A 25,200-nucleotide genomic window follows, 5' to 3' on the forward strand; every position below is an offset into this window, starting at 1 on the left:
TTAATATAAAAAATAAGTTGATAAAGTTACATAAGTAATATTAATTAAAATCACCTCATATTATATTTTGAGGTGATTTTATGTTTGAAATAATTAAGGAGTTAATAATTTAAGTTTAATAAAGTGAATACAATAATATTAAAGAGAGATTTTAAGGGTTATATGAAATATAAGGTGAATAATTAGATTTCTAATTTATTTATAATTAATTTTTTATATTTAAAGGGAGGAAGGGTTTAATGAAAAAAATTATAAACAATCCGGACTTAGTAGTTGAGGACATGCTAAAAGGAATGGTTGCAGCTCATCCACAATATATAAAGAAATTAGAAAATGCAGATGTATTAGTTAGAGTAAATAGAACTGCTAACGGTAAGGTAGCATTAGTTAGTGGAGGAGGAAGTGGTCATGAACCTGCACATGGAGGATATGTAGGAAAGGGAATGCTTGACGCAGCAGTTGCAGGAGCAGTATTTACGTCACCTACACCTGACCAAGTATATGAAGCTATAAAAGCTACTGATTCAGGAAAAGGAGTTTTACTTATAATTAAGAATTACACTGGAGATATAATGAATTTCGAGATGGCAAAGGAAATGGCTGAAATGGAGGGGATAAATGTAAACGCTGTCGTAGTTAATGATGATGTAGCAGTAGAAAACAGCACCTATACAGCTGGAAGAAGAGGAATAGCAGGCACAATATTCGTGCACAAGATAGCAGGAGCAAAGGCTGAAACTGGAGCTTCTTTAGATGAAGTTACAGAAGTTGCAGAAAAGGTAATAGCAAATGTAAGAAGTATGGGAATGGCGATTTCTTCATGTATAGTCCCAGCAGCAGGTAAACCAAACTTTACTTTAGGTGAAGAGGAAATGGAAATTGGAATGGGGATACATGGGGAACCTGGGACTCATAGAGAGAAAATAAAATCTTCTGATGAAATTGCGGAACACTTAGTAAATAAAATTTTAGAAGATTCTCCGCTAAATAAAGGAGAAGAAGTTGCAGTAATGGTTAATGGGTTAGCATCAACTCCACTTATGGAATTATATATTGTTAATAAAAAGGTAAATGAAATACTAGAAGGAAAAGGTATAAAGACTCATAAAACATTTGTAGGAGAATTTATGACATCACTAGAGATGGCTGGCTTTTCTATAACTATATTAAAGCTTGATAGTGAATTAAAGGAACTACTAGATGCGACCGCAGATACACCAGCTTTTAAAAGTATATAAGGTGGAGGAATATATGTTATGAGTATAGATGGGAAAAAGGTTATAGAGGTATTAGAAAAAATAAATATAAAGTTGGAAGAAAATAAGGCTTATCTTTCAGAATTAGATGCAGCTATTGGAGATGGAGATCATGGCTTAAATATGTGTAAAGGATTTAAGGCTGTGGTAGAAAAACTAAAAGAGGATGATGGACAGGATATTGCAGGTATTTTAAAGAAGACTGGAATGGCATTAGTTACTAATGTAGGAGGTGCATCAGGGCCTTTATATGGGACAGCTTTTATGAAAGCGGCTGGATGTGTAAGTGGGAAAACAGAAATAGATATAAATGATTTTGGAGAGATGCTATATTATGCCCTTGAGGGTATAAAGATGAGGGGCAGAAGTGAAGCAGAGGATAAAACTATGATAGATGCACTAGAACCTGCTTTGAAAGCTGTGAGGGAAGGAATATCAAAAGAACTTGAAGCAAAAGAGGTACTTAGATTGGCTAAGGAAGCAGCATTTAAAGGTGTTGAACATACTAAGGATATTATAGCAAAAAAAGGGAGAGCTAGTTACTTAGGTCTTAGAAGTATAGGACACCAAGATGCTGGAGCTACTTCATCTGCTATAATGCTAGAGACTATATACCAAGCATTTAATTAAAAATTTTTGTATTAATCATGTTTAGATAACTTCAAAAAGGAGAGTATACATGGTAGGGTTAGTAATAGTTTCACATAGTGAAAATATAGCAAAAGGGGTAAAAGAGTTAGTTGAGCAAATGGTACCTAATGTACCTATTGCGGCAGCTGGAGGAGCATATGACGGAAGTATAGGTACAGATATTGAAAAAATAATGAATGGAATAGAAAGAGTTTATACAGAAGATGGGGTAATTATAATTTTTGACTTAGGCAGTGCTTTTATGAATGCTGAAATGGCTATAGAATTTTTAGATACTGAAATGATAGATAAAGTAAAAATAATAGATTGTCCTATCGTAGAAGGAGCAGTAACAGCTGCTGTTGAAAGTAGCTTGGATAAAACTTTAATTGAAATACAAGAAGCCTTACAACCTATGGATTTAGGTAAAATGCCTTAAGGTAAGTAAGGTCAAGGTTTGTAAATATTTCAAAACTATGATAGTATGTTTAAGCATGTAAAAAATTATATGCCTTAGGTAACAAAACGTAGGAGGAATGAATGAATGAGTAATGTACCAAGTTGCCCAAAATGTAATTCAGAATATACATATGAAGATAGAGGTCTGTTTATTTGCCCAGAATGTGGACATGAATGGAATTTAGAAATAGAAACTGAAAATAGTGAAGATAAAAATATTGTGAAAGATTCTAATGGAAATATCCTAAGTGATGGTGATTCTGTAACAGTAATTAAAGATCTAAAAGTTAAAGGAAGTTCATCAGCTATAAAAATGGGAACAAAGGTAAAAAATATACGTCTAGTTGATGGAGATCATAATATTGATTGTAAAATTGACGGTTTTGGTGCTATGCAACTGAAGTCTGAATTTGTTAAAAAGATATAAAGGTAGACGAATCAACCCCTGGACAGAAATGTCCAGGGGTTTTGCTTGTTTATATATTTAGGATAATTAGTTAAATGTTGTAGCGTTGAAGCCATCCATAAAGGAAAAAAATAAATTAATTTTCTTGTTGACCTTCACGCGACGTCATACTTTATAATCGAAATTGTAATAAGTGATATCACAGTTTCAAATGAATTATAAGGAGATGATTTTAATGAAAATAATAATACAGGATACTTTAAGTTTATATAAACAAATGCTTAATTTAGCAGAAGGAGAGAGAAGAGATTTCTTTAGCAGAGAATTAGTAAAACCTTTTAATCCAATGTTTGATAAAATGCATATGCCAAAGACACCTGAGGCAATGGGGTGTATAGAGTTATTTGGCCGCGACTCAAAGATAATAGAGATGTTAGAAAAGCTTGAAAAGGCAGACGCTTGGAATAATGCAAGAAAAGCTATGGAAACAGCAGTAGAGCACTTTGAAAAAGCTTCTATTCCATTACCTGAAAAAGTTGTAGTAGGAATCTTTTTAGGAAATCCGGAATTTTTAGCTAACGTGGAAGGGTATACAGGTATGGGTTCTATACCTGGTTTTATACAAATAATAATTGATCCTAATGAAAAGAACCTACCAAAGTTAAATGCATGTGTAGCTCATGAATTTCATCATAACGTTCTTTTCTATAATGCGAAATGGAACTTTATGACTGATGTAACAGTTGGAAAGTACCTTGCAGTTGAAGGATTGGCTGAAAGCTTTGCGGCTAGTTTGTATGGTGAAGAGTTTATCGGTCTTTGGGTAACGGGTCTACAAGGTACTGATTTAGAAAAAGCAAGAAGTATAACTTCAAAAGCACTTGATGTTAAAGGCTTTATGGAAGTACGTAAATATATCTTTGGAAAGCACCCAATGATGCCTGAAACTATGGATTTTGACATGCCATTTTGTGGAGGTTATGCGGTGGGATATCACGCAGTACAGGCATATTTAAGAAAAACTGGAGTTTCAATAGAAAAGGCTACAATAATAGATGGAAATGAAATTATGAGGGCATCAGGTTATTTTGAAGTTTAATTAATAAAGAACTCACTATATAATAGTGAGTTCTTTATTTTTCACAATAATATGTAATGGCCTAGTGCAATATCTGTATAAAAAACATACCTCTTACAAGCAATAAATAACCACTTGCTTAAGTTATATTTACAAGGGGGAAAACAGTCCATATAATAAAAAATGTGGGGAGTGAAAATATGAAGATACGAATAGAAGTAGATAATAAAATTGAAGAAAATGAAGTTATCATTAGATGCAGTGAACTGAATGATGAAGTTAAGAATATTCAAGTTTCGCTTAACGATATATTGTCACAAAATAAGAATATAACTTTCTATAAAGGAGATACAGAATACTATCTTTCCTTAGATGAGATTTTATTCTTTGAAACAGAAGAAAGTTATATTTGTGCTCATACCGTTGACAATATATACAATGTGAAATATAAACTTTATGAACTTGAAGAATTCTTACCTGGATATTTTATGAGAGTTTCAAAATCCACAATTCTGAATACAAATCATATTTACTCCATAACACGCAGTATATCATCATCAAGTAAGGTTGAATTTCAAAATACCCATAAGCAGGTATATGTTTCAAGATATTACTACAAACCATTAAAAATTAAATTATTAGAAAAGAGGAAATGATATGAAAAGAGAAAGAATTTTTTGGGGATTAGTATTTATACTATGCGGAGTTTTTTTAATTGTAAGTAAGCTAGGATACTTCCCTGATATAAATGTATTTAGTTTATTATTAACAGTATTTTTAGTAGTAATTATTATTAAAAGCTTAACTCGTATGAATTTTCCAGGCATTTTATTTCCATTAGCGTTTATCAGTATAATATATGATGACCAATTGGGAATTACAAGTATTACTCCATGGACTGTATTATTTGCAGCATTACTAGGAAGTGTTGGTCTTTCTATGATTTTTCATAAACGTGCTGGATGGATTCACAATAGGCATCATTGGGATGACTATAAGTTTGAAAAAATTGAAGTAGAAGATGAAAGTCATGTTAAATATGGAAGTTCATTTAATTCTACTATAAAATATATAAACTCAGATAATTTCGAACAAGCAGATTTTAATTGTTCTTTTGGATCTTTGAAGGTGTATTTTGATAACGCAACTATACGTAACGGTAATGCAGTAGTTAGAATTGATGCTTCTTTTTCTGGAGTTGAATTATATGTGCCAAAAACTTGGAACGTAGAGGATAGAACTAGTGGTTTCCTAGGCTCTCTTAGTGAAAAGAATAAAAATGATAAAATAACTACAAGTACTTTAACTGTAGTTGGTGATATCAAGTTTTCAGGAGTGGAAATAATTTATATCTAAAAATGTATAAATACTAAGCTAAAAGAGGCTTTTGCAAATGCAATGGTCTCTTTTTTCTTTAACAATAAGAATATCTATATAATTCTGCGGTTTTTCATATGGGGAGATTTAAAATAATTATTATTAATTCTAATTTGTGTTATAATATACCAGCAAATAATTAGATAGGGGTATGCTTATGAGTATTATAAAGAATTTTTTTAAGTTTTATTATTCTCCTGATAAATATGGGAAAACAATAGGAGAATTATCTGATACATTATCGAAACAATTAAATAGTCTTGGTAAAAAGTTTGTAGATGAAAAAAGTCAAATTCATGTATCTAGTGAGGATGAAAAAAAACATGTTTTTGAAAGCTTAGCTAAAGAAGTTAGTTTAATATTAAATTCTGAAAATAAGCCTAAAGACATTACAAAAGAATCCTTATGTATTAATAAAAACATGACTAATGTTATTGCGTTAATATTTAATGGATACATAGATAAAAATGAAAAAGATAAAATTCAAATGATTAATAGAGTTCTTCTTAAGTATTATGGATATTTAGCTGGAAGTGGTACTGATAGGTTAATTCCAAGTATGGAATTATTGGCTGAAGATTTAATTGAGTACTGCCAAAACAAAGGCATTTTATCTACTACAAGAATAAGCATTGAAGCTCGTATTAATGAAAATTATAATGAGGCAGTTAATAAAATCTTATATACAGTGGGAAATGCATTATCACATCATGCTAATATATCAGATCATGATTACCAAGCAGTAAAACAAAGCCCATTTATGGAGAAGTATGTTATGTTTTATGCAAGAGAAGTTTTTGCAAAAGGGTACATAATAGGTAGAATGAAAAAATATGGAGAGGAAGAGCAATATATTGATAACGCCAATAAACATATGATAAAGACTGTACTTAGTATGCAAGAAGAAGCCAAGGGATTATTTTCTAAAAAGATTGCTGAGTGCTTTTCAATTGGAACTCAAAAATCTTTTGAAGAAGGCTTTGCCATTGGATATGATGAATAATTACATATAGATAATAATCTAGTATATATATACGATTCATAATATATTATTTTGAAGAGGAGGATAAATGCTATGTTAAGTTCTGGAAATGGTAGAAGAATAATTTTAGATTTAGCCGTGACATTAGATGGATTTATTGAAGGGCCAAATGGTGAAGTTGATTGGTGTATTATGGACAATGATATGGGCTTTACTGATTTCTTAAATAATATTGATACAATTTTATATGGACGTAAAAGTTATGAATTATGGGGACAATATGTTCCAGAAGATGGAGTATCAGATACTGAAAAAGAAATTTGGGATTTAGTACATAGCAAGAAGAAATATGTATTTTCAAAAACATCTGACAAAGAGTATAATGGTGCGAATCTAATAAGTAGCAATATTGTAGAAAAAGTAAAAGAAATAAAGAATGAGCCAGGTAAAGATATTTGGCTTTATGGAGGAGCAAGTCTTATAACAACTTTTTTAAATTTAGGGCTAGTTGATGAATATAGATTATCTATCCATCCTATCATTTTAGGAGAGGGGAAACCTCTGTTTAATGATATAAAGCAGAGATCAGGTCTAAAGCTTATTAGTACTAAGAAGTTTTCTTCAGGTGTTGTTCAGCTCTGCTATCATTCTCTTATCTAAGTATATTTACAATATAATGGAAATTTGATATAGTATTAATGTAATAGTATGAATATGAAAGGTGGTAATTTATTCGGCTAACTTAGTGTTAAGTAATCATAAAACATAAGTAGGCACGGAGAAGTAAAATAAAATCAATAAGTAAATATTTTGGTATAAGCTGTTTTTATAATAGTTTTTTTGTGTTGCCAATTTATTATTATATGATTTTATCTTTACTCTCTAAGCAATAAATGTATCATTTTATGAAGCTATAGAGTAAATCTATAGCTTTTTTTATTTTAAAAATATTCTACTATTACAGAGAAATATATAAAAAGGAGTTTAGAAAATATTATGAAAAGAAATATCATAAATGAAATAGCGAAATTAAGTAAAAGACCCAACTTATTTGAAAAAGGAACAGGGAATATCTGGACTGAACCATATATTTCAAAGCAAATGCTTAAGGCCCATTTAGATTATAAATCTGATAGAGCGTCAAGGAATATTGAAAAAATTAAAAAGACAGTGACTTTTTTAAAAGAGATTATTAATGAGAGTGGTCAAATATTAGATTTAGGTTGTGGACCGGGGTTATATGCTGAAGAATTATGTAGGAATGGATATAAAGTAACAGGAATAGATTTCTCAAATAATTCAATTAATTATGCTAAAGAAAGTGCAAATAAACAAGGGCTTAATATAGAGTATAGATGTGAAGATATGTTTAATATTAATTATAATGAAAAATATGATACTGTAATGCAAGTCTATGGTGAAATAAATACTTTTTCGGATGTAGAGAGAAATCTATTATTTGATAAGGTTAAAAATGCTTTAAAGCCGGGAGGATTATTCATTTTTGATGTGACTACACCAGTTCATAGAAGAATAAATGGATTAAATAAAAATTGGTATGTAAGTGAATGTGGATTCTGGAGAGGAGAAGCACATATTGTTTTTGAGGATGGATTTGGATATAGTGATAACATTTGGCTGGATCAATTTATAGTGATAGATAATGCAGAGATAAAAGTTTATAGGAATTGGTTTCATGATTATAATATAGATACTATTAAAGAAATAGTTTTAGAAAATGGATTTAGCAAAGTTAATGTTATAAGTGGTTTATATTCCAATGATATTGAAGAAGATAGTGAATGGCTTACAGTTATAGCAGAGAAGTAGTATAAATGAAAGTAGTCTGAGTAAGGCTACTTTTTTATTAAGTTTTAATAAATTTAATAGGAATATATTTACATTTGGTAATATATGGAGTAATATATAGACATACGATATATAGAAGTACGATATATAGAGAAACGATATATAGAAGTACGTAATAGATTTGGTGGTGTATTTATGAAAAAGACGGCAGAGAGCTTTCTACCATTAACAGAAACAACTTATCTAATTCTTACATCATTGTGGAACCCTCTTCATGGTTATGGAATAATGCAAAATGTAGAGAAAATGACGAACTCAAGAATAGTACTTGCACCAGGTACATTATATGGTGCTCTATCAAAATTAGCAAAGGATAATCTGATTGAAGCTATGGATAATTCATTAGTGGCAGACAGAAAAAAGAATTACATTCTAACTGAATTAGGAAGAGAAGTAGTTAAATTAGAGTTTAAAAGGTTAGAGACTTTAGTTATAGAGTCAAAAAAAATGCTAAGGAGTGTTAATTTTGAGGAGGACTAAAAAAGTATTTAAATTATTCTACATTTTTGATTTAGAGAAAGAAGAGAATTGGCTTAGAGAGATGGCTAATAAAGGTTGGTTTTTTGAGAAGGTAAATTACTTAGGAGTTTATACATTTATAAAAGGACCATGTACTGATACCATATATAAAATTGATTTCAATAAAAACATTAATGATTTAGACGAATATTACGATTTGTTTAGTGAAAGTGGATGGGAATTTATATATAAAATAAGGTTTTTTAAATATTTTAGATATGTTGGTGACGCAGCTAGTTATAAGAATGAGCCGGATATTTATAATGAACCTATGGAACAAATTATATTTCTTCGTAAATGGCTAATATTATTTTTAATAGCTTATGGGCTTCAATTTGTTTCCATTTTTAGCTTGAGTTTTCTACAAAATGCTAGATATGGAGCAATAAGTTTAATATTAATTACTATATTACTATTATCATTTATTTTAGTAAGGTTTATAAACTCCTATATAATATTAAAGCGAAAGCTGAAAAGAAGTACAGGTATAGAGTATTATTCTAAAAATGATCTAAGAAAAGTATATTCTTCAGTATCTTTGTTAATAGCTCCAATTTTAATTTGTGTTATTTGGGCTAGTACATTAACAAATATATATACTGTTAGTGGCTCTGAAAAAGCTATTAAAGCTAAAATATTGAAATATGATAGGACTTCGTTATATCCAATGAAAAAAATAGATTACATTGAATCACGTGATATGGGTAACTATAGAGTCTGTTTATACGGAAGCAATGAGAGAATTGGTATAATTGCATTAGAAAAAGTATTATTAAATAGATATAAGGTAATAACGGATTTTAGCGGAGGATTGCCTTCAAAGGAGTTTATCATTAAAGATTATTTAATCTTAGGTGAGACTAAGTATTCAGTAATATATGGTAAGGATGAAAATGACGAAATTAAAAAATTAATTATAACTTACGATGATGGAACTAGTGATGAAATTATGAGAGATAACTTTATAGGAGAGGATAAATCCCTTATGATTATTCAAAAGCAAGGTAATAAGGTAAAACAAATTAAACTATATAATAAAGATAATGCCGACATAACAGATAGATATATTAAATATGGTAAGTAAGTGAAAAAATATTATTTTTAATAATAGGCTACGACAAAACCTCATGAACACTAGGGTGCAACCACCAGTTTACAAAAAGAAAATATCAGTTGGTAGATTAAAAAAGGGGAATTTTATATAATCTTATTGAGGTGAAGAGAATGAACTTAGCTGAAAAATTACAATTCTTACGAAATAAGAATAGACTATCTCAAGAAGAACTTGCAGAAAGGTTAGGAATATCAAGACAGGCTATTTCAAAATGGGAGTCTGGACAAGCAACACCAGATTTAAAGAAATTAATAATTATAGCTGATCTTTATAATGTAACTATAGATAGTTTAGTTAAAGATGGGGATGACTTTGATATTGTACAAAGTAAGGAAAGTTATCAAAATGAAAAGGAAGAACCTGTAAAAATAGGTGATAAAAATTCACAAGTAGTTATTAATGTAAATAAAAGCTCACTGGAATATGAATATAAAAGTAAGAGATTATTATTTGGATTACCACTTGTTCATATTAATATAGGAAGAGGATTCAAAAAGGCAAAAGGAATAGTTGCTGTAGGAAACATATCTTATGGAATATTATCATTAGGATTTGTCTCTTTTGGTTTTTTAAGCTTTGGATTTTTATCTATTGGATTAATTAGCTTGGCACTTTTCTCAATAGGATTATTGTTAGCTGTAGGAACTATATCACTAGGGATTATTTCAATTGGCGCAATTTCAATAGGAGTATTTTCCTTTGGGGCACTAGCTATTGGAAAATATGCTGTAGGGGCAGCGGCCATGGCATCAGATATAGCAATTGGAGATTATGCATCTGGACATATAGCCATAGGAAATAGAGTAGTAGGAGAGAATACATTACCACTAGATACATCAGCTCAAGAGGTTAAAACCTTAATTAAAAGAGAGTATCCTAATATGAAAGACTCAGCTTTAAATATAATTAATTTCTTTATTAATCATGTTATGACTGTAGCAAAATAAAAACAGAGTTAAAGTAGTTCCTAAATGAACCCTCGATAGAAATATCGAGGGGTTTAACTCTTTGAAAAAATTTTAAAATTATGAAAGGTGAACCGTATCATGATTGCTGGGGAGATAACATCAACAGCTAAAAAGGACTACGAAGTATTCCGCTCAGAAATGGGAGAAAATCATTGGGAATATATATCAAAAATAGAGTAAAGAGTACTAGATATAAGCCGATAAAATACTATATAATAACAATAAATTATCAATTTTCCATATTACGATTTTGTAATTTGTTGCGAAGAGATAATTGTTTATAAATGAAAATAGAGATGTTACATATGAATTTGTGTTATATAGAAAATAGTTTTAAGAATGTAAATTTATTGAGGATTTAAAAAGTCTTACAATTACTCTTGTAGTAGGTATATGTCAAATTATGATTTTTATTATTTGAAAAATTCTTTAAAAATGGTATTGGAATCGGATGTTGAATCACTTCTTGTGGGTTCAATGAACTATTTAATATTGAACAAATAGTTTATATCTTTTGTAAAAATTTATTTAAACAATCTAAGACCATAAATGAACTTAATTTATATCAGCATAATAGGAGTGAAAAAACATGGGATACTTTAAAAAACTTGGGAAAAAGATTGATAAAGTTGTTGATGGTACGAAAGACGCAATAGGTGTAGGAGCTACAGTCGCTATACTGAAAAGTTTAAGCGAAATTAGCGAAAAGGAGAAACTAGAGAAAATGCCAGAACAGCAAAGGGATGCAAAAGTACAAGGACAGAAAGAAATTTATAGGACAAAAGAAAGTGGTAGAATGACAGGAAAAGATTTATTAGAAGTATTACAAAAAGTAAATCTTTATCATTTAGAAGGCCTATTATTTATTGAATTTTCAGATGGTAATGCATATTATGCAGAGAGTATTTCATCAATAAATGGACAATTGATTTTTAATTGTGTCCAGAAAGGTAGTCACTTTAAAGGAAAAGATTTATTGAATTATCTTTTAAGGTTAGATGACAATCAGTTAAATCAAGAGATAGTTGCAAGTGAAAGTGATATTTTATGGACTGAAGCGGAGTCCATAGAGGTAGATGGGTTGAGTACGATATTATTCTTTTCGCTTAATTCTAAAAGAGACAATGGTAATTTAGTTGAAGTAGTTGAGAAAGCTAGTGATGTAGCAATAGAAACAGCAGAAAGCAGTGAAATTTCAGATAATTATAAAATAAGATTTAACCTAGATAACATAGACTTTATTGAAAAAAGTGCTTATGTAGTAATAAAAATTTATGATAGCAAATTTGAAAATCTAAAAGAAGAAATAACATTCGAAGATTTCGCCATGAGGCTTAAATTGAAGGAATTTGTTGAGCCTAATATAAAAGAAAATAAATGGTGCCCTTATGGAATATATGATATTTTAGAATTTTATTATTTTGGGGATATATATATAAAATCATATGGAAATTATGGGACAAACAATACATCAATAAATAATTCTTCTGATCCAGAGCAAATACATGTAACTAATCAAAAAGAACTATTTGAAAAATATCAAAATTTAATTTTAAGCAATCTAACTTATAAAAACAATATAATTAAACAAAAAGTTACCATAAATATTAGTGAAAATGATATTCTTGCTAATAAAAAAATAAATTGCGATAATTTTTATATTAAAGAACCATTACATCAAATACTTGCAAATCGTCAAACATTACGGCTTTCTATTGATATGACAGAAAAATGCCATGAGGAATATACAAATGATTTGTACCATGTAGGAGATATATTTAGTGGAACTATCAATATGACATTTCCATTAATTAAATTAGTGCAATCTAATGAAAACACCTCTTTTATAGGTGAGTATGGTGTACCTATATTTGATTTACATAATGAGGGCAAGATTAAAAGTTATGACTCTAATGGAGAGGTAGAAGAGAGAATTTGTAATAAGTTTGAAATCGATAAGTATTTGAGACAATATTCTGAAGTTATACTGGAAAAACTATTTAAATATAGTGAAGAATATTGTGAATTTGAAAGTATGTTATTCCTTAATAAAACAGACATAGAAGAAAAGGTTCATTATAGAGATGAGGATCAGAATGATTTTAGTGACTATAATTGGTCGCGTACAGATCTTAACGAATATTATGGATATGATGACTAAAGGTCACTTGTCTATATTAGAGGAAGTATTATTATAAAAGTGTTGAACTATTTGACAAATTTACATTAAAATGATATTTTTTACATAGAGGTTATACGACTGACGGAAGTGGAATAAACCACATGAAGTATAACAAGTAATAAGCCGACCGTCTGGGCAAAAGTCCAGATAGTGGGCTTTTTATTGTTTAAAAAGGAGTGTAACAATCATAATGAAAGAATTAAAACTAAAGTATGGGTGTAATCCCAATCAAAAACCATCTAGAATTTTCATACAAGATGGGGAACTTCCTATAAAGATAATTAATGGAAATGCTGGCTATATTAATCTATTGGATGCATTTAATAGCTGGCAACTTGTCAAAGAATTAAAAAATGCTACAGGCCTTGCAGCTGCGGCTTCATTTAAACATGTTAGTCCTACTGGAGCCGCTGTAGCAGTTAAATTAACTGAAGAATTAAAAAAAGCATACTTTGCTATGGATTCAGAGTTATCTGATATTGCTACTGCATATGTAAGAGCAAGAGGTGCAGATAGAATGTCATCCTATGGAGATTTTGTGGCTCTATCTGAGACTTGCGATGAGCAGACAGCAAGATTTTTATCATGTGAAGTTTCAGATGGAATAATAGCACCATCATATTCTAAAAATGCATTAGAGATATTAAAAAATAAACGAAGAGGTAACTATTTAATAATTCAAATTGATGAAAATTATATTCCTGAGGAGATGGAAACAAAACAGGTCTATGGGATAACTTTTGAGCAAAAGCGAAATGATGTCAAAATATCAGAAGATATATTAAAAGATTTGCCAACAAAAAATAAAACACTACCTGATAATGCAAAAAGAGATTTGATTATATCCTTAATTACATTAAAATATACTCAATCTAATTCTGTATGTTATGTAAAAGACGGACAAGTAATTGGTATTGGGGCAGGACAGCAATCTAGAATTCATTGTACAAGGCTTGCAGGAAATAAAGCTGATGCATGGTTTTTAAGACAAAATCCTAAGGTTATAAACCTTCCTTTTAAGCAAGAAATAAAAAGAGTAGATAGAGATAATGCAATAGATGTATATATATCAGATGATTATATGGATATATTATCTGATGGATTATGGGAAGATACTTTTATTGAAAAACCAATTCCATTAACTAGGGAAGAAAAGAAAGAATGGTTAAAAAATTTGAAGAATGTATCTTTAGGGTCAGATGCATTTTTCCCATTTGGTGATAATATAGAACGTGCAAAAAAAAGTGGAGTAGCTTATATAGCTCAAGCAGGAGGATCAATAAGAGATGATAATGTTATAGAAACATGTGATAAATATAATATAGCCATGGCGTTTACGAAAACACGTTTGTTTCATCATTAGTACTCCCTTCTAGGTTGAGTTATAATCAATATAATACATACTTCATTTTTGGGGAACACACTCACCACCAATTCATTATGACACGATCAATTTTCTTATTTTGACACCATGTTTATTTTTTGTTAGTATTATATCACCAAAATAGAAGGTAAAATATTAAAATATGGTGCAAAAATAGCACAATATCTCCTAGTTAGGATTTGTATCACAGGTGAATATATGAAAAAGATTATGAATGAACAATTAATTTATGAAATACTTTCCGTTGTGGAAGAAATCCCAGAAGGGAAAGTAGCTACATATGGACAAATTGCCAGACTTATTGGAAAAGATAAAAATGCACGACTTGTGGGGAAGGTTCTTAGCCAGGCAGAATTTTATGGGAGATATCCATGTCATCGTGTGGTAAATCATGCCGGAAGGTTAGTTCCAGGGTGGCAGGAACAGCGATTTCTGCTATTAGAAGAAGGTGTATCATTTAAAGATGAGAATCATGTTGATATGAAGGAAAATAAGTGGGATTGTTAGGCTAGAGTTGTAAGGTAAGTACAACTTTAAAAATAATTGATTTGTTTATTAATCATGTTATGACAGGAACAAAATAAAATGTTTTTATAGAAGATTTTAAAAGAAACTCTAAATAACCTAATAAACAATTTTTTTAGATGTCATTTTGTAATTTGTTTTTTATTTAGAGGTTCATCTGAGTTAATTTTTCATGGTACTTATGCCGAGCTTAATCAAAACTCATTGGTGCATAAACATTGTATTTGAAAGCTGGGGATATGACATCATTCACCTTTTTGCTTTCTTCCTTGTTGGCACAGTATGCCTTTATGGAAAGTGTCTTTATCATCATCTTGTCATAGACAACGCTGGTTTTTATCGCAATGTTTGCACTTCTTAATATATCTGCAAACTCTTTACCGCTATGCATGTTGTCTGCTGTGATATCAAAGATGTAAAGCTTCTCCTTCTCAGACTTTTTAACAGCAAGCCCTGGAATCAGGGTTCCGATAAATGTTGCGGCACATATTGCCATGACACTGAGTATGCCATCTGACTTTGCCATTCTCACAACAGCAATCATGTATATAGTGGTAGACAATGCTGCTAGCAAGCTCGAAAAGAAGAACTTCCCCCGGGCTAAATATATATTCTTCATTGTTCCTAGAGTGTTGTCGAGTAGTTTTAGTAAAAATACTATTAAAATTTCCATTTTTCCTCCTTATTTCTGTTGCCATAAAAAACAAAAGACTCTTGCAATAAAGATCACAAGAGTCAAATAATATCTTAATTTATGGATAAAATTGTTTTGTGCTATAAGGCACATTCTTCTGTAATTTTATTAGTATATCATAAAACATATAGGTTGTCTACATATTAATAGATGAGTTTTCATTTTTTATTCATTTGTAAGTAAAATGCAAATGGAAGTGAATAATATTCTTATAAAGCGTATACATGAACAACTAAAATAAATAAAACAGGATTAAATATTAAGAAGTAAACCAATGATATTAAAAGTATCATTGGTTTATGTTATAATTTCTTTGAGTTAAAAATGTAAAATATAACTGAAAAAAGAGGTATGAATTATGATAAAACCAATTGTAAAAGATATATTGTTTTTAGGACAAAAATCAGAAGAGGCAACTAAAGATGATATAGTAGTTGTTGATGATTTAATAGATACATTAAGAGCAAACTTAGAAAATTGTGTTGGTTTGGCAGGTAATATGATTGGAGTAAAAAAACGTATATTGGTATTTACAGTAGGGAGCTTTATAGTGCCTATGATAAATCCAGTTATATTAAAGAAAGAAAAGCCTTATGAAACAGAAGAGAGTTGTTTATCTTTAATTGGCTTTAGAAAAGCAAAAAGATATGAAATGATAGAAGTAGAATATTTTGATAGAAATTTTAAAAAGCAAAAGCAAGTGTTTACTGGATTTACAGCACAAATAATTCAACATGAAATGGATCATTTTGAGGGCATCATAATCTAATTGAATAATTAAATTGGAATTATAGATTAAAAGATCAGTGTTCGTCTTGTAGTTACAATTAACGCAACTTGAAGCCTGAAACTAACAGTGATATAATTGTAAAATCAAAGAGGTGATAAATTTGGAAAAGATTTCGTTAGATAAAGAAATAATACTCAATGCAGCAGAAGAAGTTATTCGACGTTTCGGACCAGACAAAGCGAATATTTCAGACGTAGCAAAATCATTAAAAGTTAGCCATGCTGCGCTTTATAGATATTATAATGGAAAAACTGACCTTTGGAATGCTGTTACAGAACGATGGCTTTCAAATTTGCATGCTCATTCAGAGGATATTTTAAAAGAAGATATACCTGCAGATATTAAGCTTTTTCGTTTACTTGAGGACTTTGCGGAAGCTAAACGTCGAAGTAGCGTTAATGATCCTGAAATGTTTGCAAATTATCTTAAACTTGCCCAAAGTTCTATGAATGTAATAGAAAAAAGTATTGAAGATGGAATAAGTAGGATTAAAGAGATTATAGAACAAGGAATTAAAGAGGGAATATTTTTTGAAGAGTTTCCCAATCAAGCAGCAATAGCTGTATATCATGCAACCAGCGCTTTTATCCATCCGAACTCATTCAAAGCTCATAATAGAAAGCAAAACATAGAATCTGTTATAAATCTTCTAATAAGAGGACTTAAAAACCCTAATAAATGAATCATTTTTAGCCCTGGACTTTCCGAATAGGATTGTTGAGGGCTTTATTTATATTTCCAAACTTTTCTCATACTTTACAAGAACTTGGTCAAGCTGACAGAGGAAAAAACATTTTAAAAAAACATTACAGGTTACATATTTGATGTATTGTAATTTGTAATGAGTTGTGATAATATTAATATCACAAGTTACAAAAAATAAATAGTGTAACTAGTAACAAATATATAAAAAACCACTGCTTGATACTCTGAATTTGCTAGAAAATATGTGGGTTAAGACAATTATTATGTCGGGAGACGGCACGAATCAAGATTTGAAAAATAGTAATTACTTTAGGGGGTTTTGAAATGTCAAAGAATATCATATTCTATTTTTCCGGTACTGGTAACAGTCTAAAAGTGGCAAAAGATATTGCTGCTACAATTGAAGACTGTGAGTTAATTTCAATGGGGAAATCGCACAAGTTAAGCGGTACATATGAGCGAATTGGCTTTGTGTATCCTGTTTATGGTGGAGGTTTGCCGGGGGCAGTTGAGAGGTTTGTAAAAGCACTTGACCTTGCAGAAAATAAAAGCAGCTTTATTTTTGCTGTTTGTACAAGCGGAAGCGGGAGTGCCGGCGGTTTGACAAATATCAGCAAAACCATTGATGGCAAGGGTGGAAAACTGAGCTACGGTGAAACAGTTAGGTGCTTTTCTAATTACGTTGGTTTGTACCCCATGGGAAGTAATGCTGATACTAAAGCAAAGGCACAAGCTCAGGCCACAAAGCAAGTTATTAAAGACATTCAAAGTCTATCTGTAAAGCCACCTTCTAAAAATAATCCAATGATACTACTTCATGGGCCTTTCATAAAGTGGCTGGCAAAAAGGGATAAAGCGTTCAATGTAAGCGAAGCTTGTAACAGCTGCGCAACCTGCAGTAAGGTTTGTCCTGTAGAAAATATAAAAATGCAAGACGGCAAGCCAATATTTTTACATCATTGCGAGCAGTGTGTTGCTTGTGTTCAGTGGTGTCCTAAACAAGCTATCAACATTAAGAATAAAACACAAAACCGTGGCCGTTATCATCACCCAGACATAACACTAGCTGATATGATTAACAAAAAATTATAAATAAATTTTTAAGGAGGATTTTACTATGCGTGTTTTTGTAACAGGAGCAACAGGATATATTGGTTCTGAGGTTGTACGTGAACTTATTAATGCTGGACATAAAGTTATTGGGTTAACACGTTCAGACAATGGTGCATTAAAATTAAAGGAAGCTGGAGCCGAAGTGCATCTAGGTTCACTTGATGATCTAGATAGCCTTCGAAGTGGAGCTGCAATTGCAGATGGAGTTATTCATCTAGCATTTAAGCACGATTTCTCTGATTTTGCTGGTTCACTTGCTACAGATTTAAAAGCAATCGAGGCTATAGGGGAAGTACTTGAGGGTACTGGCAAGCCATTTTTGACTACAGCTCATGCAAATGGTACAGCATCAGACAATGCTACTTTGGCACTTGCAAAACGTGGCGTGAGGGCATCAGTGGTGTCGCTCTCAACATCAGTACATGGGGATGGTGATAAGGGATTTGTTCCAAGATTAATCAATATTGCCCGTGAAAAAGGTTTCTCTGCATACATTGGTGACGGTTCCAACCGCTGGCCAGCAGTACATCGTAAAGATGCGGCAAGACTTTTTCGTTTAGCATTAGAAACTGCTCCGGCAGGGTCGAAGTTGGATGGGGTTGGAGATGAGGGGATACCGTTCCGTGATATTGCAAATGTAATAGGTCGTCATCTGAACTTACCAGTAGTCAGTATTAAACGCGAGGAGGCAGAGGCTCACTTTGGTTTCCTAGGTCCTATTGCAGCTTTTGACATGCCAAGGTCAAGTGCACAGACTCAAGAACTTTTGAACTGGAGGCCAGTGCATACTACCCTGATTGAGGATCTCGAACAAGGGGACTATTTTAAAAAATGATTTAGTGACAAATGCTACTAATCATGACTAATGAATGAAGAACTTCGTATTTTATATATAGAAAAAATTACTACAGAGAAAGTTTCTCTGTAGTAATTTTTTTATCAAGTCTAATATATTAAGATTTTGGTTTTTGGAATTACTTATCTATAATAATCCTATTCACTTTTACCTGACCAGATTTTAATAATTGCATCTGCATCAGCATTTAAGACTGTTTTAGCATTTTTCCCTACGTTTATAGCCCAAACATCGTTGTTAAGGTGTTTTTTGAAGTCCTGCATTTGTTTTATAGCATTGTCTTTCCTTCCCTTATCAAGCTGATGCTGCGCTTGGTTAAGACTGTTGTTAAGTTGAACTATTATTGGTCCACAGAGTTCATCTGTTTTAATATAGTTACATATGAGACTTCTCATAGAAGTTATACTTGTTGTCACTCTAAATGAGAAGTTATCCTCAAGAGTGTTGCCAGCATTGTCTTTAGCCGTTATAACAGCTGTATAGCTTCCTGGTTTTCCAATGAAGTCTAGTGTTAATTTGGTCTGAGTTTTAGGATCAATAGTATAGGTCTTATCTCCAATGACAAGTTGTGCTGAATCAATACCTGAGAGATTATCCCAAATGCTAAAGGTCAGTGGAAGATTATCATCAAACACTGCAGTTTTATTTATTACTTCTCCATTTAAGGTAAAGTTGTATGCTGGAGGAGTTTTATCCACCATAACGCTGATGGTGTCTGTTTTGGTTACCCCACGCAAAGTTACAGATACCGTAATGTTTGTTTTTCCTTCTCCTATTCCTGAAACAACTCCATTATTATCAACTGATGCTATCAATTTATTATCACTGCGGTATATTATTGTGCTGTGGCTTAAGTCTGTTTGACTGCCATCAGTTAAAACTCCACTTACTGACAATTTTGCTGTGTCTCCAGGCTTTAAAATAAATTTATCAGCAGTGAGAGTGATCTTATCTAGTGGTGGCACATATTTTACAGTGACTTTTGAAGTTACCTTTAAATCAATTGGAGTATCAGGCTGTTCTACATCTTCTGGTAGAGTGAAGGTGCCTGTTGCAGTCAACTGACCAGCCTTGCTGCTGTCAAAGTCTTCTATGCTCCAGTTTAGAGGAACTTCATAAACCTGCCCCCAATTGTCAGTAATAGTAGTGGTTTTAGAAAGGGTTAAAAGGGCTTCTTCCATACTAGTACCGCTTTCTATTTCTATATCAGGAACTGGCTGTATTTTTTCAAGGAGATTTTTTAACGGTGATAGGGTAGCTCCTTGAATAGAAGTATTTCCTCCTTCCATGTCATTTGTATATCTTACTGTTACAGTTTGAGCTTTAAACCCACTGCCAGGTATGAAATCTACAGTCCAGCAAGTATAGCCGTTGCCATTTGGAGAACTGAAATATTCAATAACAGGTTTTGATTTGCCATCTTCAGAAATAACCTCAAATTTTCCGTCATTTCTCCAGGTGGTTGTATAAACTTTTAATCTGCTTGGCTTGTCAACTTTCACCTTGATTTCAGATCCTTTGTTTGCACCCCATACATATACTGCTTGAGTCGCATTATCAGCGCTCTGAACAGGGGCGCCATCGTTCCAGGACATATTTATCTGTGAATCCCCCAAACGATTCTTACCTGCAGAGCTGATAAGATCTCCTATAAGCTGAGCTCCGCTCTTATAATTGTAGGAATTTGCATCATTCAGACCATAATGGGCCCAAGAGGTTGTACCTTCCTGAGATAAGTTAACTTTTCCAGTAAAGGCTTCTCCATGGCCTGTAATATAATCTTTTTGAGTAGGGTCCACTGCTGCAAGAGTTGCTCCCTGTATAGACGTGTTTCCGCCATATACATAGGTGCTATCAGTAGTATACCGAATGTATAATCTCTGTTTACCGACCTTACTGCTATCCGGATTTAAATCCAATGTCCACATATTATATTCGTTACCAGCAGGGGAGTCATAATATGCAACTGCAGGTTGTGTGACTCCATCCTTATTAACGTACTCAATAGGTATCTTCAAGCCGTTTTCATCCTCTTTGAATACCTCAAGCTTACCTTTTGCTTTCCAAGTAGTGGTATAAACCTTCAATCTCTGTGTTTCATGAGATGTAAGATCTACCGTAAACTCTGAAGCATTACCAGGATTGCGGATAAAGGATGAATTTATTACTCCGTCAGCCTTTTTCACTGGAGCGCCATCATTCCATGACATGGTGATTCTTGAATCCAACACCTGTTCAAGGCCTGCGTTTCCAATGACTTTTAGCTCACTAATCTGGTCATTTCCGTTTTTATGATTGAAACCAGTTGCACTTCCTAGGCCATATTGAGCCCATGCAATTTTTCCTTCTTCAGTTAGGTTAACAGCTTCTTTAAATAATTTTCCTTTAAAATCATTAACCTCGATTTTAGGATTTACAAGGGTAAGCTTATCTATAGCTGTTTTTAATGCCTTTGTTGCTGCATCTACCTCTATCTGTGAAGGGTCAGCACTATTATTCACTGATATTGCTGTATTACGAGTGTTCATTAATGCTTCCCAAGAATCTTTTGTATAATCTTCCTCAGAAGCTGATTGTAATATTTTATCTGCTTCGCTTAGTACTGATACTAAGCTGGATTTATCAGCGTTATTTGCTTCTACAGAGTAGGTTACTTCTATTACTCTTTTATCTGATACTGCTGCCTTGGGCACTACCACCTCAACAATATCACCATCACGTGAACCGCCATTGTTTACGAAAGGCATTGCATTTTCATCTTTGGTTTTAATTGAAAATTCAGTATTTACACCATCTACAGTAACGGATTTTGGAATAGGATTTTTCCATTCCGCAGTTTTATGCAGTCTTACTACCCATGAACGTTCACTTATGGCTCCATTAAAGGTTCCCTGAGCAGGGTCTATATTTACAGTGATTTTCTTAGTAGCATTGTCTACTTTGGCGTTCATTTCAGTAGTTCTAAAAGCTCCATCTTTATAGTCATTACTCTTTGTGTCGTCCTCATATAGCTGTCCTTTTGCCTCATTAACAACACTTGGATATAAGTCTAAAGTAACAGGATCCCATGGTTTTTCTCCGGTATATGACATTTCCGGAGCAAGTGGTACCATGGTTCCAGCTTTGATATACATTGGCATTTTATCAATTGGAACATTAGCAGTGATAGTCTGAGGGCCTGTTATTATGTTTCCGCTCCAGGCATCAATCCAGTTCCCTTCCGGAATCCATAAGGTTCTGGTAGCGTTCATGCTTGGGGTCGCAGCTCTCCATTTTAGACTAATTAGCGCATTTCTGGAACCTTCATTATATTCTATCTTGATAGAATGGGTTGTACCTTTAGCTAATGAGACATTTGCATCAAGTGTTGATGAATCATGAGGTCCCCATGCGTCTATCACAAGCTTGTCATCTATATACATACGGACTCCATCATCAATAGTGGTAGCCAAAATTGCATCCTGGTCTCCTACGGTAATATTTCCTGTCCATCTAGCGCTAAAGTTATCTGCTGGTACTCCACTTGCAGGGCTGTTGGTTCCCCAATTAAAATTCACTGAACTGTCAGTTCTGGTCAAAACCGGGCTGCCTGATAAATCACTATTTGCATAATATTCACCCTTAAGGCCCATTGAACCATCGCTTGTTTTTAGCCAGTCAGATGGAACAACATTATAACCGCTGGTTTCGTCCAATACAGGTGCTACAAGTATTCCATCTCCTAAAAGGTATTGAGTATTGCTACTTGCTTCTTTGTAACCAGGGTAATAAAAATCGCAGCGTCTTAGCATAGGCATTCCTGTATCATAGCTTTCTCTTGCTAGTGAATAGAAAAGTGGGAGTAAGCGGTATCTCATTTTAACAAAATCTCGTGTTATATTCTCTGCAGTTTCTCCAAAAGTCCAGGGCATTCTTGTTAAATTTAACGTACAGTGAGGCCTTGTTATAGGAGAAAGAGCACCATATTGAAGCCATCTTATATATCCTTCAGGGGTAGGGTTTGATGTATGTCCACCTAAATCAGCACTGATGTATGGATAGGCTGCATACATACCACTATAAACTGCATTATCAACCTCTCGCTGCAAGGATGCAAAGTCAGGTTGGATATCACCAGTCCACTGAATTGGGTAACGGTGTGATGCAATTGATGGAGCGGTGTTGCGGTATCCATTGTCTATTCCATCTACATTAGCCATAATCATGGAACGTTTGTTTTTATTAACGTCCGCGGTAATCCCATTATACATATACATTCCCCAGGTCTCTTTCACAAGACCAGTTGGTGGAGTTAATGCAACACTCCAGTTCCTGTCATACCACCAGGTATCTAGTCCTTTATCAAGTAAGCTTCTGAGTCCATTGTTTCGGAAAGTAACTTCCTTGGTATCCAATGCGCCTGCCACAGGTTCTGGATGGTCATTGAACATAACACTTACATTCTTGTCATGGGCCTCGCTTAAGAACTTAGTCATATCTGGAAAGCAATCAGTGGCTATATCATACCCAGTTGAACCATTTACACGCCAATCAGTATCAATAACCAGATTATCAAGTGGAATGTCATGTGCCCTGTAGTCATCTATTTGCTTTAGTGCTGAGTCCTCAGTATATTTGTACCAACGACTGTCCCAGTATCCTAAAGCACTGAGTGGTACCATATCTGTATGTCCTGTAAGGTCTAAAAAATCTTTTCGAAGCTGTTTGCCATCTCCATTGGGCAAAAATACATACATATCAGGAGCATTGTTGTTCAAATCCCAGCCATTGTTAACGGTTTCAGTTGGAGCTAGATTATAGCCCCATTCTGCTGGTACCATTCTAGGGTTGTCGGCAATTGCCCAAGCCATGGTTTTTTCGCTTATTGTGGGTAGCCAAACCTTTTCACTTGGCAGTGAGGTGTAGGTCCAAATCTTAGTTCCATCTGGTTTTGTGATGTCAATACCAGTTAGAGACGTTGCTCCCTGTGGTACTTTCACAATAAATTGGGATGTGTTTATATATTCGTAGCCGTCAACTGTTGTCCGTGTACACTCTGTCCCGGACCAGGAACGGTTCACAATAAAATACGTCTTGCGGTCTTCAAACCCCTTTGTCCCCTTTACTTCTAGTCTTACAAGGGTTGAAGACAAAACCTGTACCCTGACATTCCCTATGATGATTCCTGTTTTAGCTTCTTCAGAAGATACTTTGACTCCGACACTCGAATTTAACTGTCCTGTTGCATATGATTTGATTACGTATACATTGGTGAGCGCGAAGAAAAGCACAATCAGAAATGCTATGTGCCGTTTCAGTTTTCCTTTTAAATTCATTTTTACTTATCCCCCCCTAATTAAAGTGTAAAGTTACATAAAACACCTCCTTCCATATATTTCCATTATAGCAGTGGGCACTGCCACCTTCAAGTGAGATTTTATGTATTCTTAAAAGGCGTTATGTTGACTCATCAAAGGAATAAATGGACAATTTTTATTTAGGAATTAAGCACAGGGGATGTCTCTAAAAAGTGATTAATGTTATTATTGATAGGTAATGGGAATGATTTTGAGAGGGGATAATGAAATTGAAATTTTGTGTCTTGATGGCTAGTCCTAGATTAAAAGGAAATACAGTTGAATTGTTAAAACCATTTTTAGCTGAACTTGAAAATAATAAGGCTGATGTTAAATACATCTGCTTGTCAGAAAAACATATTTTGCCTTGCAAAGGGTGCTATGCCTGTCAGAATATAAGTGATAAATATGGTTGCATACAACAAGATGATGTATTGGAAATTATGGAAGAAATAATTGCCTGTGATTGTATCGTTTTGGCTACACCTATATATTCATGGTATTGCACAGCACCTATGAAGGCTTTGCTTGATAGGCATTATGGACTTAATAAGTTCTACGGTAGAGCTAAAGGTTCTTTATGGGAAGGTAAAAAGGTGGCAATAATAGCTACACATGGATATGATGCAGAATATGGTGCAGGTCCTTTTGAAACTGGCATAAAGAGATTATGTGAACATTCAAATTTAGAATATATGGGGATGTATTCTGTCCGAGATGAGGACAACATAGCATCATTTCAAACAGTGGATGCAAAGAATGGTGCAAGAATATTTGCAAGGAAGTTGCTCGCAAAATGATGATGATGTTTTATTTCCGTATACTATTAGAAGAATAATTGGAGAAGTAAAGATTAAATAGATAAGGCAGTACTTGAAATCAGGAATTGTGATGTTCAAGTACTGCTTTTGCATATTATAGCAGTGAAATGATTAACTTTATTACAGAACTGTTTAG

Annotated in this window: 23 protein-coding genes and 1 riboswitch; of the genes, 21 read left to right on the forward strand and 2 right to left on the reverse strand. The window is 32.8% G+C overall.

Going from position 1 to position 25,200, the window contains the following annotated elements:
* The first annotated feature begins 239 nt into the window (after positions 1-239).
* The 16 genes from dhaK to PTZ02_RS04220 all read left to right on the forward strand — a co-directional run bounded on the left by dhaK (position 240) and on the right by PTZ02_RS04220 (position 14,731).
* Positions 240-1,238 (forward strand): dihydroxyacetone kinase subunit DhaK, encoded by a 999-nt coding sequence (dhaK, locus tag PTZ02_RS04145; RefSeq protein ID WP_274226553.1) that lies wholly within the window; start codon positions 240-242, stop codon positions 1,236-1,238.
* An 18-nt stretch (positions 1,239-1,256) separates the two neighbouring features.
* Positions 1,257-1,886: a dihydroxyacetone kinase subunit DhaL gene (dhaL, locus tag PTZ02_RS04150; protein WP_274226554.1), complete on the forward strand. Its 630-nt coding sequence runs from the start codon at positions 1,257-1,259 to the stop codon at positions 1,884-1,886.
* Between the two features lie 49 nt (positions 1,887-1,935).
* A complete protein-coding gene (gene dhaM, locus PTZ02_RS04155; RefSeq protein WP_274226555.1) occupies positions 1,936-2,325 on the forward strand; it encodes a dihydroxyacetone kinase phosphoryl donor subunit DhaM in 390 nt (129 codons plus the stop codon).
* 105 nt (positions 2,326-2,430) lie between these two features.
* Positions 2,431-2,772, forward strand: coding sequence for a zinc ribbon domain-containing protein YjdM (locus tag PTZ02_RS04160; RefSeq protein ID WP_274226556.1), 342 nt, complete (start codon positions 2,431-2,433; stop codon positions 2,770-2,772).
* Positions 2,773-2,986: 214 nt separating this feature from the next.
* On the forward strand, positions 2,987-3,850 hold the full coding sequence (locus PTZ02_RS04165; protein ID WP_274226557.1) for a DUF2268 domain-containing protein: 864 nt from the start codon (positions 2,987-2,989) through the stop codon (positions 3,848-3,850).
* A 179-nt stretch (positions 3,851-4,029) separates the two neighbouring features.
* On the forward strand, positions 4,030-4,485 hold the full coding sequence (locus PTZ02_RS04170) for a LytTR family DNA-binding domain-containing protein (protein WP_274226558.1): 456 nt from the start codon (positions 4,030-4,032) through the stop codon (positions 4,483-4,485).
* A gap of 1 nt (position 4,486) precedes the next feature.
* On the forward strand, positions 4,487-5,185 hold the full coding sequence (locus PTZ02_RS04175) for a LiaF transmembrane domain-containing protein (RefSeq protein ID WP_274226559.1): 699 nt from the start codon (positions 4,487-4,489) through the stop codon (positions 5,183-5,185).
* Between the two features lie 178 nt (positions 5,186-5,363).
* Entirely contained in the window at positions 5,364-6,209 is an 846-nt protein-coding gene (locus tag PTZ02_RS04180) for a hypothetical protein (protein WP_274226560.1), read from the forward strand.
* Between the two features lie 72 nt (positions 6,210-6,281).
* On the forward strand, positions 6,282-6,848 hold the full coding sequence (locus PTZ02_RS04185) for a dihydrofolate reductase family protein (protein ID WP_274226561.1): 567 nt from the start codon (positions 6,282-6,284) through the stop codon (positions 6,846-6,848).
* Between the two features lie 336 nt (positions 6,849-7,184).
* The gene (locus tag PTZ02_RS04190; RefSeq protein WP_274226562.1) at positions 7,185-8,018 is read left to right on the forward strand and encodes a class I SAM-dependent methyltransferase; all 834 of its coding nucleotides are present in this window, start codon (positions 7,185-7,187) and stop codon (positions 8,016-8,018) included.
* A gap of 174 nt (positions 8,019-8,192) precedes the next feature.
* Positions 8,193-8,537 carry a PadR family transcriptional regulator gene (locus PTZ02_RS04195; protein ID WP_274226563.1) on the forward strand — a complete coding sequence of 115 codons (345 nt, stop codon included), beginning with the start codon at positions 8,193-8,195 and terminating at the stop codon, positions 8,535-8,537.
* Positions 8,524-9,660 (forward strand): DUF2812 domain-containing protein, encoded by a 1,137-nt coding sequence (locus PTZ02_RS04200; RefSeq protein WP_274226564.1) that lies wholly within the window; start codon positions 8,524-8,526, stop codon positions 9,658-9,660. The genes PTZ02_RS04195 and PTZ02_RS04200 overlap by 14 nt, the downstream gene beginning before the upstream one ends.
* Before the next feature lie 140 nt (positions 9,661-9,800).
* Positions 9,801-10,637: a helix-turn-helix domain-containing protein gene (locus tag PTZ02_RS04205; RefSeq protein ID WP_274226565.1), complete on the forward strand. Its 837-nt coding sequence runs from the start codon at positions 9,801-9,803 to the stop codon at positions 10,635-10,637.
* 610 nt (positions 10,638-11,247) lie between these two features.
* Positions 11,248-12,819 (forward strand): hypothetical protein, encoded by a 1,572-nt coding sequence (locus PTZ02_RS04210; protein ID WP_274226566.1) that lies wholly within the window; start codon positions 11,248-11,250, stop codon positions 12,817-12,819.
* An 85-nt stretch (positions 12,820-12,904) separates the two neighbouring features.
* Positions 12,905-12,984: riboswitch (ZMP/ZTP riboswitch) on the forward strand.
* A 46-nt stretch (positions 12,985-13,030) separates the two neighbouring features.
* Positions 13,031-14,203, forward strand: coding sequence for a phosphoribosylaminoimidazolecarboxamide formyltransferase (locus PTZ02_RS04215; protein WP_274226567.1), 1,173 nt, complete (start codon positions 13,031-13,033; stop codon positions 14,201-14,203).
* Positions 14,204-14,422: 219 nt separating this feature from the next.
* Positions 14,423-14,731 (forward strand): MGMT family protein, encoded by a 309-nt coding sequence (locus PTZ02_RS04220; RefSeq protein WP_274226568.1) that lies wholly within the window; start codon positions 14,423-14,425, stop codon positions 14,729-14,731.
* A 208-nt stretch (positions 14,732-14,939) separates the two neighbouring features.
* Here PTZ02_RS04220 and PTZ02_RS04225 read toward each other — a convergent pair whose 3' ends face one another.
* On the reverse strand, positions 14,940-15,422 hold the full coding sequence (locus PTZ02_RS04225; protein WP_274226569.1) for a hypothetical protein: 483 nt from the start codon (positions 15,420-15,422) through the stop codon (positions 14,940-14,942).
* Positions 15,423-15,801: 379 nt separating this feature from the next.
* Between PTZ02_RS04225 and PTZ02_RS04230 the strand changes: the two genes are divergently transcribed.
* From PTZ02_RS04230 to PTZ02_RS04245, 4 genes are all read left to right on the forward strand, one after another.
* Entirely contained in the window at positions 15,802-16,212 is a 411-nt protein-coding gene (locus PTZ02_RS04230; protein ID WP_274226570.1) for a peptide deformylase, read from the forward strand.
* A gap of 121 nt (positions 16,213-16,333) precedes the next feature.
* Positions 16,334-16,915 (forward strand): TetR family transcriptional regulator, encoded by a 582-nt coding sequence (locus PTZ02_RS04235; protein ID WP_274226571.1) that lies wholly within the window; start codon positions 16,334-16,336, stop codon positions 16,913-16,915.
* A gap of 347 nt (positions 16,916-17,262) precedes the next feature.
* The gene (locus PTZ02_RS04240) at positions 17,263-18,030 is read left to right on the forward strand and encodes an EFR1 family ferrodoxin (RefSeq protein WP_274226572.1); all 768 of its coding nucleotides are present in this window, start codon (positions 17,263-17,265) and stop codon (positions 18,028-18,030) included.
* A 25-nt stretch (positions 18,031-18,055) separates the two neighbouring features.
* Positions 18,056-18,886 carry an SDR family oxidoreductase gene (locus PTZ02_RS04245; RefSeq protein WP_274226573.1) on the forward strand — a complete coding sequence of 277 codons (831 nt, stop codon included), beginning with the start codon at positions 18,056-18,058 and terminating at the stop codon, positions 18,884-18,886.
* A 158-nt stretch (positions 18,887-19,044) separates the two neighbouring features.
* Here the strand turns inward: PTZ02_RS04245 and PTZ02_RS04250 are convergent, their stop codons facing one another.
* Positions 19,045-23,886, reverse strand: a complete 4,842-nt coding sequence (locus tag PTZ02_RS04250; protein ID WP_274226574.1) for a TIM-barrel domain-containing protein — start codon at positions 23,884-23,886, stop codon at positions 19,045-19,047.
* A 587-nt stretch (positions 23,887-24,473) separates the two neighbouring features.
* Here PTZ02_RS04250 and PTZ02_RS04255 point away from each other — a divergent pair.
* On the forward strand, positions 24,474-25,043 hold the full coding sequence (locus tag PTZ02_RS04255; protein ID WP_274226575.1) for a flavodoxin family protein: 570 nt from the start codon (positions 24,474-24,476) through the stop codon (positions 25,041-25,043).
* Positions 25,044-25,200 lie beyond the last annotated feature (157 nt).

Source organism: Clostridium sp. 'White wine YQ', assembly GCF_028728205.1.
Classification (GTDB): Bacteria; Bacillota; Clostridia; order Clostridiales; family Clostridiaceae; genus Clostridium_T.